Origin of the sequence: Streptomyces sp. NPDC048566 (assembly GCF_043199735.1) — a bacterium.
Taxonomy (GTDB): Bacteria; Actinomycetota; Actinomycetes; order Streptomycetales; family Streptomycetaceae; genus Streptomyces.
The window spans coordinates 119,648-138,616 of the sequence record NZ_JBICWL010000019.1; the positions used below are offsets into that span (position 1 = coordinate 119,648).

At 72.7% G+C, this 18,969-nt stretch carries 14 protein-coding genes; 10 read left to right on the forward strand and 4 right to left on the reverse strand.

Going from position 1 to position 18,969, the window contains the following annotated elements; genetic code table 11:
* Nucleotides 1–109: 109 nt before the first annotated feature.
* Nucleotides 110–1,543 carry a cytosine permease gene (locus ACGFS9_RS24990; protein WP_393256312.1) on the reverse strand — a complete coding sequence of 478 codons (1,434 nt, stop codon included), beginning with the start codon at nt 1,541–1,543 and terminating at the stop codon, nt 110–112.
* Nucleotides 1,544–1,707: 164 nt separating this feature from the next.
* On the opposite strand from ACGFS9_RS24990, the gene ureA reads away from it, so the two are divergent.
* The 5 genes from ureA (at nt 1,708) to cimA (ending at nt 7,723) form a co-directional block, all read left to right on the forward strand.
* Nucleotides 1,708–2,409, forward strand: coding sequence for an urease subunit gamma (ureA, locus tag ACGFS9_RS24995; RefSeq protein WP_393256313.1), 702 nt, complete (start codon nt 1,708–1,710; stop codon nt 2,407–2,409).
* Nucleotides 2,406–4,115, forward strand: coding sequence for an urease subunit alpha (locus ACGFS9_RS25000; protein WP_393256315.1), 1,710 nt, complete (start codon nt 2,406–2,408; stop codon nt 4,113–4,115). Before ureA ends, ACGFS9_RS25000 begins: the two co-directional genes overlap by 4 nt.
* Nucleotides 4,116–4,141: 26 nt before the next feature.
* Nucleotides 4,142–5,179: an agmatine/peptidylarginine deiminase gene (locus ACGFS9_RS25005; protein WP_393256316.1), complete on the forward strand. Its 1,038-nt coding sequence runs from the start codon at nt 4,142–4,144 to the stop codon at nt 5,177–5,179.
* Nucleotides 5,180–5,194: 15 nt separating this feature from the next.
* Nucleotides 5,195–5,797 (forward strand): TetR/AcrR family transcriptional regulator, encoded by a 603-nt coding sequence (locus ACGFS9_RS25010; protein WP_393256317.1) that lies wholly within the window; start codon nt 5,195–5,197, stop codon nt 5,795–5,797.
* A 321-nt stretch (nt 5,798–6,118) separates the two neighbouring features.
* Nucleotides 6,119–7,723 (forward strand): citramalate synthase, encoded by a 1,605-nt coding sequence (cimA, locus tag ACGFS9_RS25015; protein ID WP_393256319.1) that lies wholly within the window; start codon nt 6,119–6,121, stop codon nt 7,721–7,723.
* A gap of 57 nt (nt 7,724–7,780) precedes the next feature.
* Here cimA and ACGFS9_RS25020 read toward each other — a convergent pair whose 3' ends face one another.
* Nucleotides 7,781–9,661 carry a lectin gene (locus ACGFS9_RS25020; protein ID WP_393256320.1) on the reverse strand — a complete coding sequence of 627 codons (1,881 nt, stop codon included), beginning with the start codon at nt 9,659–9,661 and terminating at the stop codon, nt 7,781–7,783.
* A 238-nt stretch (nt 9,662–9,899) separates the two neighbouring features.
* On the opposite strand from ACGFS9_RS25020, the gene ACGFS9_RS25025 reads away from it, so the two are divergent.
* Together ACGFS9_RS25025 and ACGFS9_RS25030 are read left to right on the forward strand one after the other, a co-directional pair.
* Nucleotides 9,900–12,941, forward strand: a complete 3,042-nt coding sequence (locus ACGFS9_RS25025; protein WP_393256321.1) for a glycoside hydrolase family 3 N-terminal domain-containing protein — start codon at nt 9,900–9,902, stop codon at nt 12,939–12,941.
* A 138-nt stretch (nt 12,942–13,079) separates the two neighbouring features.
* A complete protein-coding gene (locus tag ACGFS9_RS25030) occupies nt 13,080–14,438 on the forward strand; it encodes a hypothetical protein (RefSeq protein ID WP_393256323.1) in 1,359 nt (452 codons plus the stop codon).
* A gap of 73 nt (nt 14,439–14,511) precedes the next feature.
* On the opposite strand, the gene ACGFS9_RS25035 is transcribed toward ACGFS9_RS25030, so the two are convergent.
* A complete protein-coding gene (locus ACGFS9_RS25035) occupies nt 14,512–15,003 on the reverse strand; it encodes an N-acetyltransferase (RefSeq protein ID WP_393256325.1) in 492 nt (163 codons plus the stop codon).
* Between the two features lie 167 nt (nt 15,004–15,170).
* Nucleotides 15,171–15,788, reverse strand: coding sequence for a YceI family protein (locus tag ACGFS9_RS25040; protein WP_393256326.1), 618 nt, complete (start codon nt 15,786–15,788; stop codon nt 15,171–15,173).
* 291 nt (nt 15,789–16,079) lie between these two features.
* Here ACGFS9_RS25040 and ACGFS9_RS25045 point away from each other — a divergent pair, with 291 nt between their 5' ends.
* The 3 genes from ACGFS9_RS25045 to ACGFS9_RS25055 all read left to right on the forward strand — a co-directional run bounded on the left by ACGFS9_RS25045 (nt 16,080) and on the right by ACGFS9_RS25055 (nt 18,686).
* Nucleotides 16,080–16,577 (forward strand): hypothetical protein, encoded by a 498-nt coding sequence (locus ACGFS9_RS25045; RefSeq protein ID WP_393256328.1) that lies wholly within the window; start codon nt 16,080–16,082, stop codon nt 16,575–16,577.
* A gap of 249 nt (nt 16,578–16,826) precedes the next feature.
* Nucleotides 16,827–18,434, forward strand: coding sequence for an acyl-CoA carboxylase subunit beta (locus ACGFS9_RS25050; protein ID WP_393256330.1), 1,608 nt, complete (start codon nt 16,827–16,829; stop codon nt 18,432–18,434).
* Nucleotides 18,435–18,491: 57 nt separating this feature from the next.
* Entirely contained in the window at nt 18,492–18,686 is a 195-nt protein-coding gene (locus ACGFS9_RS25055; protein WP_393256331.1) for an acyl-CoA carboxylase subunit epsilon, read from the forward strand.
* Nucleotides 18,687–18,969 lie beyond the last annotated feature (283 nt).

The window sequence follows — 18,969 nt, forward strand, 5'->3', positions numbered from 1 at the left end:
GCTTCTACGAGGAGCGCGGTCACACCGTCGTCCCTTCGGCGTCGCTCATCGCGGACGACCCGACTCTGCTCCCCGTCCCACCGCCGTCCGGCGTGCCGTCCCGGCGGTCCTACGCCCCGCTCCGCGCCGGCGCCGGCTCCTGCGCCGACGGGGCGGCCGGCCCGTGCTGCCGGGCGGTGAGAGCGAGGTGGAGCAGGCCGCCCACCAGGCCCGAGAGCAGGAAGCTGCAGTCGACGCCGCCGGTGAGCCCGAGCAGCGGGCCCTCGTAGGAGGGCAGGGAGACCGCGAGCAGCCCTGCGCAGGCCCCGACCGCCCAGGACACGGTGGCCCGGACGTTCCAGCCGGCGCGGTACCAGTAGACGCCGCCCCGCGAGCGCCGGTTGAAGACCTGGAGGGCGTCGGCGTCGTAGACGCCGCGGCAGCGGACGAAGCCGATCAGGGTGATGACCGCCCACGGGGTGCCGATCGCGGTGAGCAGCAGCACGAAGGACGTCATGGCGGACTGCGCGTTCCAGGCGTAGTGGCCGGCGAAGACGCACAGCGTGGCGACGACGGCGACCGAGCAGGTGGCGCGGGCGCGGGAGGCCCGGGGCAGGATCGCGTCGAGGTCGAGGCCCATCGAGTAGAGCATCAGGCCCGCGTTGCCGACCGACCCGGCGGACGCCGCCAGCAGCAGCGGGACCAGGTACCAGCCGGGGGAGGCGGCGACCAGCGGGCCCGCGTAGTCCAGGGCCGCGCGGGCGGCGTACGCCGTGAACGTGCCGAACAGCTGGGGGACCAGCAGCCCGGCGATCAGGCCGATCCAGGTGGCGTGCAGGACGGTGCGCGAGGAGTGGCGGGCGGGGGAGATGTAGCGGGTGTAGTCGCCGAGCAGCGTGATGAACGCGATGGGGCCCGACAGGCCGGCCGCCACCGCCGCCAGCAGCCAGGTCGGCCCGTAGGAGCCGAGCAGGTAGCCGCCGGTCTCCGGGATCGGCGCGGTGGTGAAGTGCGGGGCGTAGGCGATGACGCCGATCACCAGCAGGGCGGTCATGCCGATCGCGAGAGCGCGGGACATGGCGAGCAGGACCCGGTAGCCGTAGACCGCGCCGGCGACGGTGGCGGCGCCGAGCACCGCGTACACGACGGCGTACGCCGCACCGCTCGGCTCCAGGCCGAGGAGGCGGCCGAGCACGCTCACCATCACGTCGCCGCCGATCCACACCGTCAGCGCGGTGTAGCCGAGCGCCAGCAGCAGCCCGACGACCGAGCCGACGAGCCGCCCGCGGACGCCGAACTGGGCGCCCGAGGAGGTGGAGAGGTTGGTGCCGGTCCGCAGCGAGACCAGGGCCAGCGGCGCGGTGAGCGCGGTGCCGGCCACGGTGCCTGCCACGATCGCGCTGACCGAGGACCACCAGTCGAGCCCGAAGGAGGGCGGCAGCCAGCCGAAGATGATCACTCCGAGGCAGAGGTTGGAGCCGAGCAGGATCGACACGAGGTCGCGCGGACCGCTGGTGCGTTCCTCCTCGGGGATCGTGTCGACTCCGCGCTGTTCGATCGGCATGGCTGGTCTCCTTCGACGGCCGCCCGGGGGTGCTACCAGTTGCTCCCACGATTAGAACGACGTTCAATGTGTCGTTTCTCGCGCCGCACGTCAATGGTTCCCATCTGTTGATTCCATGTTTAGAGTGATGTTCTAAACGGAGGAAGGCAAGGAGGTGTCGTGACGTGAGACTGACCCCCACCGAGCGCGACCGGCTGCTGCTGTTCTCGGCCGCCGAACTGGCCCGCGCCCGCAAGGCCCGCGGACTGCGGCTCAACGTGCCGGAGGCCACGGCCCTGATCGCGGACACCGTCTGCGAGACCGCCCGCGACGGCGGCCGGCTGGCGGACGCGATCGAGGCGGCCCGGTCCGTCCTCGGCCCCGGGGACGTGCTGCCCGGCGTCGCCGACGTGGTCACCGAGGTGCACGTGGAGGCCGTCTTCGACGACGGCTCCCGGCTCGCCGTCGTCACCGACCCCGTCGGCGGCGGACTCGGCGACCGCGCGCCCGGCGCGCTCCTCCCGGCGCCCGCCCACGCCGAACCCCCGGCCGTGCTCCGGCTGACGGTCACCAACACCGCCCCCGTGCCGGTCTCCGTCACCTCCCACTTCCACTTCTTCGAGGCCAACCCGCGGCTCGACTTCGACCGCTCGGCCGCCTACGGCATGCGGCTCGCGGTACCCGCCGGCTCCTCCGTCCGCTTCGGCCCCGGCGAGAGCGCCGAGGTCGGCTTCGTGCCGATCGGCGGAGCCCGCACCGCGATCGGCTTCGCCGGTCTGGTCGACGGCCCGCTCGACGCGCCCGGAGCGAAGGAGGAAGCCCTGCGCCGGGCCGCCGCCTGCGGCTACCTCGGCGTCCCGCGGAGCGCAGAGGAGGCCGGACGATGAGCCGCCCCGGAGGACACCCCGCCGAGGCCCGCCGCCTCACCCCCCACGAGTACGCCTCCACCCACGGTCCCCGGGCCGGCGACCGGGTCCGGCTCGGCGACAGCGGACTGACCGTCCGCGTCGAGTCCGACGCGCAGCTCCCCGGCGACGAGTTCCTCGCCGGGTTCGGCAAGACCGCCCGCGACGGGCTGCACCTCAAGGCCGCCGCCGTCCGCGACACCTGCGACGTGGTCGTCAGCAACGTGCTGGTGATCGACGCCGTGCAGGGCATCCGCAAGGTGTCCATCGGCATCCGCGAGGGCCGCATCCACTCCATCGGGCGGGCCGGGAACCCCGACACCCTCGACGGTGTCGACGTCGTGGTCGGCACCGGCACCTCCATCGTCTCCGGCGAGGGCCTGATCGCCACCGCCGGAGCCGTCGACACGCACGTCCACCTGCTCTCGCCGCGCATCATGGAGGCATCCCTGGCCTCCGGGGTCACCACCGTCATCGGCCAGGAGTTCGGGCCGGTGTGGGGGGTCGGCGTGAACTCCCCCTGGGCGCTGCGGCACGCCTTCGGCGCCTTCGACGCCTGGCCCGTCAACATCGGCTTCCTGGGCCGCGGTTCCTCCTCGCACGGCGCCCCGCTCGTCGAGGCGCTCGCCGAGGGCGGCGCCTGCGGTTTCAAGGTCCACGAGGACATGGGCGCGCACACCCGGGCCCTGGACACCGCGCTGCGGGTGGCCGAGGAGCACGACGTCCAGGTGGCCCTGCACAGCGACGGGCTGAACGAGTGCCTGTCGGTCGAGGACACCCTGAAGGTGCTGGAGGGGCGGACCATCCACGCCTTCCACATCGAGGGCTGCGGCGGCGGGCACGTGCCGAACGTGCTGAAGATGGCGGGCGTCCCCAACGTCATCGGCTCCTCCACCAACCCCACCCTGCCCTTCGGCCGGGACGCGGTCGCCGAGCACTACGGCATGATCGTCTCCGTCCACGACCTGAAGACCGACCTGCCCGGCGACGCGGCCATGGCCCGCGACCGCATCCGCGCGGGGACGATGGGGGCCGAGGACGTGCTGCACGACCTCGGCGCCATCGGCATCACCTCCTCCGACGCCCAGGGGATGGGCCGGGCGGGGGAGACCGTCCGCCGCACCTTCGCGATGGCCGGCAAGATGAAGCAGCAGTTCGGGGCGGTGCAGGACCACGACAACGAGCGCGTGCTGCGGTACATGGCGAAACTGACCATCAACCCGGCCATCGCCCACGGACTCGCCCACGAGATCGGCTCCATCGAGACCGGCAAGCTCGCCGACATCGTGCTGTGGCGCCCCGAGTACTTCGGCGCCAAGCCCCAGCTCGTCCTGAAGTCCGGCTTCCCCGCCTACGGCGTCGTCGGCGACCCGAACGCCGCCACCGACACCTGCGAACCCCTCGTCCTCGGACCGCAGTTCGGGGCGCACGGCGCGACCCCCGCCGAGATCTCCGTGGCCTTCGTCGCCCAGGCCGCGCTCGACCAGGGCCACGACACCATGCCGACCCGCCGCCGCCGTGTCGCGGTCCGCGGCACCCGCGGCATCGGCCCCGCCGACCTGCGCCTGAACTCCCGTACCGGAGCGGTCGACGTCGACCAGCGCACCGGCCTGGTCACCCTCGACGGCGACCCGCTGCGCTCCGAGCCCGCCGAGTCGGTCTCCCTCAACCGCCTGTACTTCCTGTGACCGACCACGCCTCTAAGGAACCTCCCATGTCTGCTGCCGCCGACGGCTTCCGGATGCCCGCCGAGTGGACCCCGCACGAGCGCACCTGGATGGCGTGGCCGGGCCCTAACCCCACCTTCGGCACCCCGGACGACCTCGCCGCGTCGTGCGCCGCCTGGGCGGCCGTGGCCCGCGCCGTCCGCCGCTTCGAGCCGGTCACCGTGGTCTGCGGTCCCGGCCGGTCCGCGGCCGCCGCCGAACTCCTCGGCCCCGGCATCGACACCGTCGAGCGGGAACTCGACGACGCCTGGATGCGCGACATCGGGCCCACCTTCCTCACCGACGGCAGGGGCGGGCTCGCGGCCGTGGACTGGACGTTCAACGGATGGGGCGCACAGGACTGGGCCCGCTGGGAGCACGACTCCCGGATCGGCGCGCAGGTCGCCGAGCTGGCCGGCGCCAAGACATACGCCTCCCGGCTGGTGAACGAGGGCGGCGCGATCCACGTCGACGGCGAGGGCACCGTGCTGCTCACCGAGACCGTGCAGCTCGGCCCCGAGCGCAACCCCGGCTGGAGCCGCGAGGAGGTCGAGGCGGAGGTGCACGCCCAGCTCGGCACCCGCAAGGCGATCTGGCTGCCGCGCGGCCTCACCGGCGACTACCCCCCGAACGGCTTCGGCACGCTCGGGCACGTCGACATCGTCGCCGCCTTCGCCCGGCCCGGGGTGATCGTCGCGCACTCCCAGCAGGACCCGGCCCACCCCGACCACGAGGTGAGCCGGGAGGTCGTCGGGCTGCTCCGGTCGCAGACCGATGCCCGGGGCCGCAGCATCGAGGTCGTCGAGGTGCCCGCACCCACCGTCCTGGAGGCCGACGGCCACTGGGCCGACTACTCGTACATCAACCACTACCTGTGCAACGGCGGCGTCGTGCTCTGCGGCTTCGACGACCCGCGCGACGAGATCGCCGCGGGCATCTTCCGCCGCCTCTTCCCGGAACGGACGGTGACCCTGGTGGACGCCGTTACGATCTTCGCGGGCGGCGGTGGCATCCACTGCATCACCCAGCAGCAGCCGAAGGTCTGAACACGGGAGTCACGGATGGCCGGTGCGCGGAAGAACGCGCCGCCGCGCGAGGAGGTCCTCGCCGCCGCCATGGAGATGATCGCCGAGCGCGGTCTGGAGAAGCTGACCATGGCGGCGCTCGGCCGCGAGGTCGGCATGAGCAGCGGCCATCTCCTCTACTACTTCGGCTCCAAGGACGAACTGCTGCTGCGCACCCTGGAGTGGAGCGAGGGCCGGCTCGGCGCCGAACGCGGCCGGCTGCTGGCCGCCCGCGGCACCGCCCGGGAGCGTCTCGACGCCTATGTCGACCTCTACGTGCCCGACGGCCACCGCGACCCGCACTGGACGCTCTGGCTGGAGGTCTGGAACCGCTCGCAGAACGCGGCCGAGGACGCCCGGGAACGCCAGGTCGCCATCGAGGGCGCCTGGCACCGGGACCTCGTCGCCCTGCTCGCCGAGGGCGTCTCGCGCGGCGAGTTCCGCGCGCTCGACCCCGACCGCGTCGCCGCCCGGCTGCGCGCCCTGCTCGACGGCTTCTCCATCCACGTCGCGATCGGGCTGCGCGGCACCGACCGCGACCTGGTCCTGTCCCACGTGCGGGAGTTCCTCGACGAGACGCTCGGCGCGCCACCGCACTGACGTGCCCCGCCCCGGTCCGGCGGGCTGCTCGCATCCTGAGACGCCCGGTGAGCGGGGGCGCACTCTGTGCCAGACTTCCCCCGTGCTCTCGTTCGCCACGATTATTGGCAGCAGGCGCGCCGGTCCGCAGTGACCGCCACGTACGACCAGGTACGGGCGGACACCGTCGTCCTCGACCCGCGCGCAGACCTCTCGCACCCGCGAGGGGTTTTTCGCGTTTCTGGCCCACCTTCAGCCGGGAGCGCAGCGCGAGGGATCATTGGAGGACGGTGGAGCCGGTCATTCCGGTAGACCGAGATTCAACACAGGAGCCTTGACACCATGACGGACACCAGCGATCTGGACGACGCGTTCCACGTCTTCGACACGACGCTGCGCGACGGCGCGCAGCGCGAGGGCATCAACCTCACCGTGGCGGACAAGCTGGCCATCGCACGGCACCTGGACGACTTCGGAGTCGGCTTCATCGAGGGCGGCTGGCCCGGTGCCAACCCCCGCGACACCGAGTTCTTCGCCCGCGCCCGGCAGGAGATCGACTTCCGGCACGCGCAGCTCGTGGCCTTCGGAGCGACCCGCCGGCCGGGCGGCAAGGCGTCGCAGGACCCGCAGGTCGAGGCGCTCCTGGACTCCGGCGCCCCGGTGATCACCCTGGTCGCCAAGTCCCACGACCGGCACGTCGAGCTCGCGCTGCGCACCACGCTGGACGAGAACCTGGAGATGATCCGGGACACCGTCTCCCACCTGCGCTCCCAGGGCCGCCGCGTCTTCGTCGACTGCGAGCACTTCTTCGACGGCTACCGGGCGAACCCCGGCTACGCCAAGGCGGTCGTGCGCGCGGCGGCCGAGGCCGGCGCCGACGTCGTGGTCCTGTGCGACACCAACGGCGGGATGCTCCCGGCACAGGTCCAGGCCGTCGTCGCCACGGTCCTCGCCGACACCGGCGCCCGGCTCGGCATCCACGCCCAGGACGACACCGGCTGCGCCGTCGCCAACACCCTGGCAGCCGTCGACGCGGGCGCCACCCACGTCCAGTGCACGGCCAACGGCTACGGCGAGCGGGTCGGCAACTCCAACCTGTTCCCCGTCGTCGCCGCCCTGGAGCTGAAGTACGGCAAGAAGGTCCTGCCCGACGGCGCCCTGCGGGAGATGACCCGCATCTCGCACGCCATCGCCGAGGTGGTCAACCTGACCCCCTCCACCCACCAGCCCTACGTGGGCGTGTCGGCCTTCGCCCACAAGGCGGGCCTGCACGCCTCGGCCATCAAGGTCGACCCGGACCTCTACCAGCACATCGACCCCGAGCAGGTCGGCAACACCATGCGGATGCTGGTCTCCGACATGGCCGGACGCGCCTCGATCGAGCTGAAGGGCAAGGAACTCGGCGTCGACATCGGCGACGACCGCGAACTCGTCGCCCGGGTCGTCGACCGCGTCAAGGAGCGCGAGCTGCGCGGCTACACCTACGAGGCGGCCGACGCGAGCTTCGAACTCCTGCTGCGCGCCGAGGCCGAGGGCCGGGCCCGCTCCTACTTCGAGGTCGAGTCGTGGCGCGCCATCGTCGAGGACCGCCCCGACGGCAGCCACGCCAACGAGGCCACGGTCAAGCTGTTCGCCAAGGGGGAGCGGATCGTCGCCACCGCCGAGGGCAACGGCCCCGTCAACGCCCTCGACCGGGCGCTGCGGGTGGCCCTGGAGACGATCTACCCCCAGCTCGCCCAGCTGGAACTGGTCGACTACAAGGTGCGCATCCTGGAGGGCAAGCACGGCACGTCCTCCACCACGCGCGTCCTGATCTCCACGTCCGACGGCACGGGGGAGTGGTCGACGGTCGGCGTGGCCGAGAACGTCATCGCCGCGTCCTGGCAGGCACTGGAGGACGCCTACACCTACGGGCTGCTCCGGGCCGGGGTGGAGCCGGCCGCCTGACCGCGGCCGAGCGCCGGAGGGACCGACGGCCTCTCCGGCGCTCGCCCCTGCGGGGGGCTAACGAAGGCGCCATTTCTGGTTCGCGGCGCCCGTGCAGGACCAGATCTGCGCGCGGGCCCCGTCGGCCGAGGAGTCGTCCGTCACGTCGAGGCACTTGTCCGCCGCCGTGGCGACCACGTCGCCCGTCGAGGCGTTGTACGACCAGCGCTGCGCATCGGTGCCGTTGCAGTCGTAGAGCTGCACCTTCGCGCCGTTCGCCGTGGAGCCCGAGGCGACGTCGAGGCACTTGCCGAGCGCGCGCACCGATCCGTCGGCCTGCACGCTCCACGCCTGCGCGGCCGAGCCGTTGCACGAGTAGAGCTGGACCGCCGTCCCGTTGGCGCTCGAACCGCCGGCCACGTCCAGGCACTTTCCGGCCAGGCCCACGAACGCGCCGGACCGCGCGCCGCCGCCGCCCTGCGTCCCCGACCAGGTGAAGGTCGCGGAGGTCCTGCCCGGCAGGGAGTAGGTGGCGTGCTGGGAGCCCCAGCCGATGGTGACGGTCCTCGCGGCCGAGCCGCCGTTGTAGGCGATCAGGGCCTTCGAGCCGTCCGGGTTGCGCCAGGCGACGTTCGGGACCGTGGTGGAGGCCGTGGAGGCGATCCGCTGGGCGCCGGGCCGGACGAACTTCGTCAGGTGGCCCATGGTGTAGTACTCGACCGTGTAGTCGACGCTGCCGCTCGCCCCGTCGCCGTCGTGCACGGTGATCAGGCCGGTGCAGGTGCCGCAGCCTCCGTTGTGCGGGCCCCCGTTCTGGTCCACGGCCAGCGACCACTTGGTCACCGACTTCGCCCAGTTGCGGGTGTAGCCGACGATGTCGAGCATGTCCTCGCGCTGCTGGTCGGCGATCCAGGTGCCCCCGGAGTGCTCGGTGCCGAAGGCGTCCAGACCCGGGTACCGGTCGTGCACGCTGGTCTGCTTGCCCACGTCGCCGCCGTACCCGTGCCAGGCGACCCCGCCGAAGTTCGGGTGCGAGCGGACCGCCGCGTCGTCCACGGTCTGCGCCGCGTAGGAGTCGTACACGTCCCAGTTCCAGTCGTGCGCGAGCACCTTGGTGGACAGCCCGGCCGCCTGGAGCCTGGGCAGCAGCTCGCTCTTGGTGAAGTAGGCGAGCCCCGAGGCGTTCCAGCTCATCGAGGGGTAGCCGGAGCAGCAGGTCGGCTCGTTCTGCGCGGTGACGTAGGAGACGGGCACCCCCTGGTCCCGGTACGCCTGGAGGTACTTCACGAAGTACGCGGCGTAGGCGCCGTAGTCCTCCGCTTTCAGCCAGCCGCCGTTCAGCGACCCGCTGTCCTTCATCCAGGCGGGCGCCGTCCACGGCGAGGCCATCACCGTCAGGGACGGGTTGAGCCGCAGCGCCTGCCGGGTCAGCGGCACGACGTCGGCCAGGTCGTGGGCGATGGAGAACCGCGTCAGACCGGGGTCGCTCTGCCCGGCCGGGACGTCGTCGTAGGTGTAGCCGAAGCGGGCCAGGTCGGAGGCGCCCATGGGGTTGCGCAGGAAGGACAGCCCGATCCCGTCCGTGGGGGAGAACAGCTTGCGCATCGTCGCGTCGCGGGTGCTCGGCGACAGTGCCCCGCTGCCGTTCATCAGCCAGGCCGCCGTGTCGGTGAAGGAGGCTCCGCCGCCGGTGAACGTCTGGTACCGGGTGTTCTCGTCGACGGTGATGTTCTCGCCGGCGCCACCGCTGCCCGACTGGAAGGCGAACGGCGCCTGGGCCTGGAGGCCCCGGACGACGTGCCGTCCGCCGGAGTCGTCCGTCGTCGTGAGCCAGGCGGTGACCTGTTCGCCCGCCGCGCCGGCCGGCGTGGTGCCGGCCGCCGTGAAGGCCGCGGTGGTGAGCAGCCCGGCGACGAACAGCCGGACCGCCCGGGTGGATCTCCCGATGGATCTCCGCATGGAGCGCCGCCCTTCTGATGTGGGGGGAGGGGGAGGCGTGCGAGGCGTGAGTAAATGACGGCTTCCGGCCCGCGTCAAGGGGTCGCGCGTTCATTGCCTGAACGAACAACAGCCGTGATGTGGCAGGGAGTTGGACGTGTACCGGTTCTGACGTGAAGCCTTGACGGGTCAGCGTGACCCCAGTTAACTCACGCCGTGATCTAAGCCGTGACACGAACGTGAGAGTCGAGGGGAACCCATGACAGGGCTCGATCGGAACTCCGTACGAAGAACCGCTCTGCTGGCCGGTGCCGCACTGATCGCGGGCCTGCTCCCGCTCGCGTCCGCGGGGACGGCGGCGGCCGCCGATCCCGACCCCGTCCCGGTCGACCGCTTCGAGGGCGAGGTGCCCTTCGCGAGCCAGCCGGCCGAAGGCATCTTCACCTGGGGCGGCGACAGCGACGACCCGCCCACGCTCGCCCTGACCGCGCGGTCCGACGCGCCCGAAGGGGACAAGGTCCTCACCGGCGACTACGACATCAGCGGCTACGGCGGCTTCACCCACGACTACGCGGCGGACGGGCCCGCCCGCGACTGGTCGGCGCACCGGGGCATCCGCTTCTGGTGGGACGGCCGGGACGACGGCAGGAAGACCTCGTTCGAGATCAAGGACGGCGGAGCGAACGGCGAGGCCTCCGAGCTGTGGACGACCTCCTTCACGGACGACTTCACCGGCTGGAAGCAGATCGAGATCCCCTTCTCCGACTTCGTCTACCGCACGGACTACCAGCCCGTCGGAGGCATCGACCAGGTCCTCGGCCTGACCCGCATGTGGGGCTACGCGGTCACCCTCCCGCCCGGCGCTCCGGGACGGTTCGCCATGGACGGCGTCGAGCTGTACGGCAAGGCCGACCAGTCCCTGCGCGCCTCCGTCACCACCGACGCCGCCGTGTACCCGGTGAAGGAGGGCGGCACCGCCGGCGTGAAGGTCTCCGTCACCACCACCGGCTCCGCCCCGCTCGACGAGCCCGTGACCGTGGCCTACGAGAGCGCGGGCGGCACCGCCGAGGCGGGAAGGGACTACACCCCGGTCAAGGGGGAGATCACCTTCGCCGCGGGCACGGCGTCCGGCGCGAGCCGCACGGTCCGGGTCCCGACCCTGCGCGACCGCTCCGCCGAACCGGCCGAGACGATCCCGCTCAAGCTCACGGTGACCGGCGCCAAGGCGCCCGCCGAGACCCCGCAGGTCGTCATCGACGCCCACGGACTCCCCTACCTGGACGCCAGGCTGCCCGTGCGCAAGCGGGTCGCGGACCTGCTCTCCCGGATGTCCCCGGCCGAGAAGGCCGGGCAGATGACCCAGGCCGAGCGGGGCGCGGTCGGCGCGGGTGGCGACATCGCCGCCTACGGCCTCGGCTCGCTGCTCTCCGGCGGCGGCTCCACGCCGACGCCCAACACCCCCGCGGCCTGGGCGAAGATGATCGACGGCTACCAGCTCCGGGCGCAGGCCACCCGGTTCCAGATCCCGCTGATCTACGGCGTGGACGCGGTGCACGGACACAACAACCTGGCCGGTGCCACGGTCATGCCCCACAACATCGGCATCGGCGCCACCCGCGACCCCGCGCTCGCCGAGCGGACGGGCGCCGTCACGGCCGCCGAGGTCCGCGCCACCGGCGTCCCCTGGGACTTCGCGCCCTGCCTGTGCGTGACCCGCGACGAACGCTGGGGCCGCTCCTACGAGTCCTTCGGCGAGGACCCGGCGCTCGTCGAGTCCATGGAGACGGTCGTCCAGGGCCTCCAGGGTGCCCGCGACGGCCGGGACCTGAAGGACCACGACAAGGTCCTCGCCACCGCCAAGCACTTCGTCGGCGACGGCGGCACCGCCTACGGCTCCTCCACCACCGGCAGCTACACCGTCGACCAGGGCGTCACCACCGTCGACCGCCGGGAGCTGGAGGCCGTGCACCTGGCGCCCTTCCGGGAGGCGGTGGACCGCGGGGTCGGCACGGTGATGCCCTCGTACTCCTCCCTCGACATCGTCGGCGACGGCCTCGGCCCGGTGAAGATGCACGCCCGCGGCGACATGATCAACGGTGTGCTCAAGGACCGGATGGGCTTCGACGGCTTCGTCATCAGCGACTGGAACGCCATCGACCAGCTCCCCGGCGACTACGCCGCGCACGTCCGCACCTCGGTCAACGCGGGTGTCGACATGATGATGGCGCCGTACGGCTACAAGGAGTTCAGCGCGGCGCTGCTCGACGAGGCACGCGCCGGCCGGATCACCTCCCGGCGGATCGACGACGCCGTCGCCCGCATCCTCACCCAGAAGTTCCGCCTCGGTCTCTTCGAGAAGCCGTACGCGGACACCACCGGCGCCTTGGCGATCGGCTCGGCGGCCCACCGCGCGGTGGCGCGGCAGGCCGCGGCCGAGTCCCAGGTCCTGCTGAAGAACGCCGGCTCCCTCCTGCCGCTCAAGAGGTCGCAGAAGGTCTACGTCGCCGGGTCCAACGCCGACGACATCGGCAACCAGTCCGGCGGCTGGACCATCACCTGGCAGGGCGCGTCCGGGGACGTCACCGAAGGCACCACGATCCTCCAGGGCATGCGGAACGCGGGCGGCGACGTCACCTACTCCCGGGACGCCTCGGCGCCCACGGGCGGCTACGACGTCGGTGTGGTCGTGGTCGGGGAGACCCCGTACGCCGAGGGCGTCGGCGACGTCGGCAACGGCAACGACCTGGAGCTCGCCGCGGCGGACCAGGCCGCCGTCGACACGGTCTGCGCGGCGATGAAGTGCGTCGTGCTCGTCGTGTCCGGCCGCCCGCAGCTCGTCGGCGACCGCCTCGGGGACATCGACGCCCTGGTCGCCTCCTGGCTGCCGGGCACCGAGGGCGACGGCGTCGCGGACGTCCTCTACGGCAGGCGCGCCTTCACCGGACAGCTCCCGGTCACCTGGCCCCGGTCCACCGCGCAGCTCCCGATCAACGTCGGGGACGCCTCCTACGACCCGCAGTTCCCCTACGGGTGGGGCCTGACGACCCGCACGAAGGTGCCGGGCGGCGGCACCGCCACCCTCCGGGCCCTGGCCCTGGTGGCGTCGGCCGCCGAACGCGCGGGCGCCGACGCGGTCGCCCGGACGGCCGTGACCAAGGCCAGGCTGCTGGTCCAGCAGAAGATCGGCACGGCGGTCACCCCGGCGTCCGCCAAGCCCTTCGCGGACGCCGACCATCTGCTGCTGACCGGGCACTACGCGGACGCCGTGGCCAAGCTGACGGCGGCCTACCGGGCCGGCTGAGCACCGCGGGCGAAGCGCCGGCGGGACGGCCCCCCGTCCCGCCGGCGTCCGCGCTCCCGGGCCGCGGCCTCCCCGCCGCCTCCCGGGCCGGCCCGCCCCATATGACCGATCCGACGTGATTCGGGTAGTTTCGGGGGTATGAGGGCCGCACGCACCCGAGGACTCCCGGGCCTGTTGGCCGCACTGGCACTCGCGGCCCTGGTCCTGCTGTCGGCCGCGCCCGCCACCCCCGCGGCGCCCGAGGCCACCCGGATCTCCGCCGTTGCCGCCGCGCTCCGCGCGAACCCCGTCTACGTGGACCCGGCCGCGGCGGACCAGCTCACGGCCGCCCAGGCGTCCGCCCTCGACCGGAAGATCGAACGGGCGGACCGCCCCGTCTTCGTCGCGGTACTTCCCGCCGGCTTCCCCACCGAGGATCTCTTCCGGAACCTGCGCACCGCCACCGGCGTCACCGGCCTGTACGCGATCCGGCTCGGCGACCGCTTCGACGCCCGCGCCGACTCCGCCGTGATGTCGCGCACTGCGGTGCGCAACCTCGTCACCGCCGCCCGGGGCGAGCCGGACGCGAACACCCAGCTCGACGCGTTCACCGACAGCGCGCTCGCCGGTGTCGGGGGCACGGCGCCGGCGAGCTGGGGCGGCGGCGGGGACGGCGGGGGAGTCTCCACGGGCGCGCTGATCACGGTGGGAGCGGTGCTCCTGGCCGGCGGCGCCGGCGCCTACACGATCGCCCGGCGCAACCGGCACCGCCGCGAGGAGCAGGAGCGGGCGGCCCTGGAACGGCTCCGCGTCGTGGTGGACGAGGACATCACCGCCTTCGGCGAGGAACTGGACCGGCTCGACTTCCATCCCGCGGAGGCGGGCGCCGACGACACCATGCGCGCCGACTACGAGCGCGCGCTGGACGCCTACGAGCAGGCCAAGTCGGCGATGGCGGCGGCCCGCCGGCCGGAGGACGTGCGGTCGGTGACGCGGGCGCTGGAGGACGGCCGCTTCTCCCTCGCCGTGCTGGCCGCGCGCCGGGAGGGCCGGCCGGTCCCCGAGCGGCGCGTCCCCTGCTTCTTCGACCCCCGCCACGGCCCCTCGGTCGCCGACGCCGCCTGGGCGCCGGCGGCGGGCGCGCCGCGCGAGGTCCCGGTGTGCGCCGCCGACGAGGCGCGCCTCGCCGCCGGCTCGGACCCCGCGGTCCGCGAGGTCGACACCGCCCACGGCCGCCGCCCCTACTGGGACGCGGGCCCGGCGTACGGGCCGTGGGCGGGCGGCTATTTCGGCGGCGGCCTGCTGCCCGGCCTGCTCGTCGGCACCGTGCTCGGCAACCTGATGGCGGGCGGCGCCTACGCGGCCGGCGGGCCCTACGGGCAGGACGTCGGGGGCGGGTGGAACGGCGGCGACGTCTCGGGCGCCGACTTCGACCCGGGCGATTTCGGCGGCGGTTTCGGGGACGGCGGAGGCGGCGGCGACTTCGGGGGCGGCGGGGACTTCGGCGGCGGTTTCTGATCCGCCGGCCCGGGAGGGGCCCGCCCGGACCGGGGGGCACGCCACGACGCGAGCGGCCGGCGGCGCGGCCGTCCTACGCGTCGGGCAGCGCGAGCCACTCGGCCCAGGACAGGTCCCGGCCGATGAACCGGGGCCGGGTGAAGGGCCACCGCTCGGCGATCCAGCGGGGGACGAGCGATCCGAGATCCCGCTCCAGCGCCGTGCCGACACGGTCGTCCACGACCCACCAGGAGATCTCGGCGTCCGCACCCGCCTTCTGCGGCGGGTCGATGTAGACGCACCCGAACTCGGTGGTCCCGGCGTCGTCGAACAGCACGTAGTTGAAGGACTCGTGGGCGGCGATCTCGCGCGCGTGCCGTTCCAGGTCCGCCTGGTTGGCCTCGTACGTCATCGTCTCGGCGGGCCAGCCCCACGCCTGGCCGAAGATCGACCAGAGCCGCTCGCGGGAGCCCATCACCGCCGGGTAGTCGACGGCGGCGTCCGCCCCGGTGATGGGCCGCAGGTGGCACCCGCCGGGCACCTCGACGCGCTGCGGATGGACGAAGTCGTCGGGGAGCCAGTTCATGCCCGCAGGCTAGCCAGTGCGGGCGCCGCGGCGCACCGGGATATCGGCCGCACCGGGTCGCCGGCGGCACCGCGCCCGGACGCACCGGAGCGCCCGCCCTTCGCCCCGGGAGGGGGAAGGCGCGGGCGCGCTCGGGTGCTGCCGTGCCGTGCGGTCTGACCGGCGGCTCAGTCGGCGTTGCGGATCGCCGAGATGTCGAAGTTCAGCTTGATCTTGTCGGAGACGAGGACGCCACCGGTCTCCAGGGCGGCGTTCCAGGTGATGCCCCACTCGGAGCGCAGCAGTTCGGCCTTGCCCTCGAAGCCCACGCGCTCGTTGCCGAAGGGGTCCTTCGCGGCGCCGTTGAACTCCAGGTCGATGCTGATCTGCCGGGTGGTGCCGAGGATCTCCAGGTCACCGGTGATGCGGTAGTCCTCGCCGCCCAGCGCCTCGGCCTTGGTGGAGCGGAAGGTCATCGTCGGGAACTCGTCGGTCTTGAAGAAGTCGGCGCTCTTCAGGTGGCCGTCGCGGTCGGCGGAGCCGGTGTCGATGCTCTCCATCCTGATGTCGAGGGAGGCCGTCGACCTGGCGGGGTCGCCGCCGTCCAGGTGCAGCGTGCCCTCGAAGTCGTTGAACTTGCCCTTGACGTTGGTGACCATCGCGTGGCGCGCGACGAAACCGATCGTCGAGTGCGCGGGGTCGATGGTGTACTCGCCGGTCAGCGCGGCCAGTTCCGGGCTGACGGGGGTCGCGGTGGCGGCCGGCGACTCGGCGCCGTCGGTGGACTTGCGGCCGAAGATTCCCATGACGTGCTCCTTGCGGGGAGGGGGGCCACGGTTCGGGGTGGAGCCGCGGCGGCTGTCTGTTGAATGTTCAACGACACCAACACGGGGAACCGTAGACCTATTCCGTTCAATTTTCAACAGCATCCGTGATGTGTCCGCGGCGTCACGTTATGTCATCTCCCCGTCGCCCTCTGGCGAACGCGCGTAGAACTCCGGCACCATCTGCCTGCACCCCCTGCACAGCCGCCCCACAGGAAGCGCGGCCGTACGCCGTACGGCCGTCGACGGTCCTCCGCAGGAAAGGTCCCCCCCATGAAGTTCAGGTCCGCGCTGACCGCGCTCGCCCTCGTCGTCGCCCCCGGCGTCGCCGTCGTCGGCACCGCCACCGACGCCTTCGCCGTCACCAAGATCGGTCACGCCACCGCGACCTCGATGTTCCGCCAGTCGGGGATCACCTGGTCGTCCTCGGGCGGCTGCTCCGACCGCAACAACGCCACCTGCACCTCCTTCGAGCAGCTGAACCTCCCCACCGCGCAGGGCGCCCAGACCCTCAAGGGCGCCAGCGGGTGCGCGCTGAACATCACCGGCGGCACCGAGACCGGGCACGCGAGCGGCACCTACTCGCACTGGAACGGCTACAAGCTCGACTACGGCAAGAACACCTGCGTCACCGGCTACATCAAGAACAACTTCACCTACATCGGCCTGCGCGGTGACGGCGCTCCGCAGTACAAGGCCGCCTCCGGCAACATCTACGCCGACGAGGGCAGCCACTGGGACGTCCTCTACTACAACTGCGGCGGCTGCTGACCCCTCGGGCGAGGGGGCGCGGACCGCCGTCCGGCGGTCCGCGTCACCCCATGGATGGCATATGCCGTGGTGAATGTGAGGTGACTCTCGCCGGAATGCTTTGTGCGACCCCTACAAGCCGAGGCCCCTCCGAGCAGTCCGTTCGCCTGCACGGGGTGGTGGTTCTGTTCAGGGTTACCAGGAAAACGGGCCGGAGACTGTGCAGAGTCGACGGGCCCCTTTCCTTGGTGGACTTCGTATGGTCGCTACATGACCGTTTTGGACGAGGCCGGCTCCGCGGGCTCCACGAGCCCCACAGGCGAACCGACGGACGCGCGCGGGCGGGTGGCCGAGCTGCACGCGATCCGCGCCGAGGCTCTGCGCGGCCCCAGCGAGAAGGCGACCGAGGCGCAGCACGCCAAGGGCAAGCTGACCGCCCGGGAGCGCATCGAGCTGCTGCTGGACGCGGGATCGTTCCAGGAGGTCGAGCAGCTGCGCCGGCACCGGGCGACCGGGTTCGGCCTGGAGGCGAAGAAGCCGTACACCGACGGTGTCGTCACCGGCTGGGGCACGGTCGAGGGCCGCACGGTCTTCGTCTACGCCCACGACTTCCGCATCTTCGGCGGTGCCCTCGGCGAGGCGCACGCCACGAAGATCCACAAGATCATGGACATGGCCATCGCGGCCGGTGCCCCGCTGGTGTCGCTCAACGACGGCGCCGGCGCCCGTATCCAGGAGGGCGTCTCCGCGCTCGCCGGTTACGGCGGCATCTTCCAGCGCAACACCAAGGCCTCCGGGGTCATCCCGCAGATCTCGGTGATGCTCGGCCCCTGCGCCGGCGGCGCGGCCTACAGCCCCGCCCTGACGGACTTCGTCTTCATGGTCCGCGACACCTCGCAGATGTTCATCACCGGCCCGGACGTGGTCAAGGCGGTGACGGGCGAGGAGATCACCCAGAACGGCCTGGGCGGCGCCGACGTCCACGCGGAGACCAGCGGTGTCTGCCACTTCGCGTACGACGACGAGGAGACCTGCATCGCCGAGGTGCGCTACCTCCTGTCGATGCTCCCGCAGAACAACCGCGAGAACCCGCCGCGCGCGGAGTCGGACGACCCGGCCGAGCGCCGCAGCGAGGTCCTGCTCGACCTGGTCCCGGCCGACGGCAACCGCCCGTACGACATGACCAAGGTGATCGAGGAGCTCGTCGACGACGGCGACTACCTGGAGGTCCACGAGCGCTGGGCGCGCAACATCATCTGCGCGCTGGCCCGGCTCGACGGCCAGGTCGTCGGCATCGTGGCCAACCAGCCGCAGAGCCTGGCCGGCGTCCTCGACATCGAGGCGTCCGAGAAGGCCGCGCGCTTCGTCCAGATGTGCGACGCCTTCAACATCCCGATCATCACGCTGCTGGACGTCCCCGGCTTCCTCCCGGGCGTCGACCAGGAGCACGGCGGGATCATCCGGCACGGCGCGAAGCTGCTGTACGCGTACTGCAACGCGACGGTGCCGCGGATCTCCCTCATCCTGCGCAAGGCGTACGGCGGGGCCTACATCGTCATGGACAGCCAGTCCATCGGGGCCGACCTCACCTATGCCTGGCCGACCAACGAGATCGCCGTGATGGGCGCCGACGGCGCCGCCAACGTCATCTTCCGCCGGCAGATCGCCGACGCCGCCGACCCCGAGGCCATGCGCGTGCGCATGGTCAAGGAGTACAAGGCCGAGCTGATGCACCCGTACTACGCCGCCGAGCGCGGTCTGGTCGACGACGTCATCGACCCCGCCGAGACGCGCGAGGTCCTGATCAAGTCGCTCGCGATGCTGCACACCAAGCACGCGGACCTGCCCTCCCGCAAGCACGGCAACCCCCCGCAGTAACCCTGCGGATCCTCCGCGGTACCGCCGCGGAAACCTCTCTCCTGGAGACTGAGACCTATGAGCACTCCCGCCATCCGCGTCGAGAAGGGCCACGCCGAGCCCGAGGAGGTCGCCGCCATCACGGCGATCCTGCTGGCCCGTGCCGCCGCCGCTCCCACCGATGCCGCCCCGGCCCACCGCGCCCGCCCGCGCGCCGGCTGGCGCCGCCTGGAGCGCGAGGGCGGCTTCCGCGCCCCGCACAGCTGGCGCTGATCCCGCGCACGACCGCCCGCGGCCCGGCCCTCCGACCCGGAGGGCCGGGCCGCGGCGTTTCCCTTTTCCGGCGGGGAGCCCCCTTCGGCCGACCCCGTCCCCGGCCGGGCGCCGTGCGCGGGGGTGTGGCGGCCGGGCCGGCGCACGACGGGTGCGCACGGCACGCAACGGAGTCGCGGGGTGCGGGGCGGCCGTCCGGAACGCGCCGCGGGCCCCGCGCCCCCCCCCGGGGGGGGCCGGGGGCCCGGCGCGGGGGGGGGGGGGGCGCGGCGCCCGGCCCCCC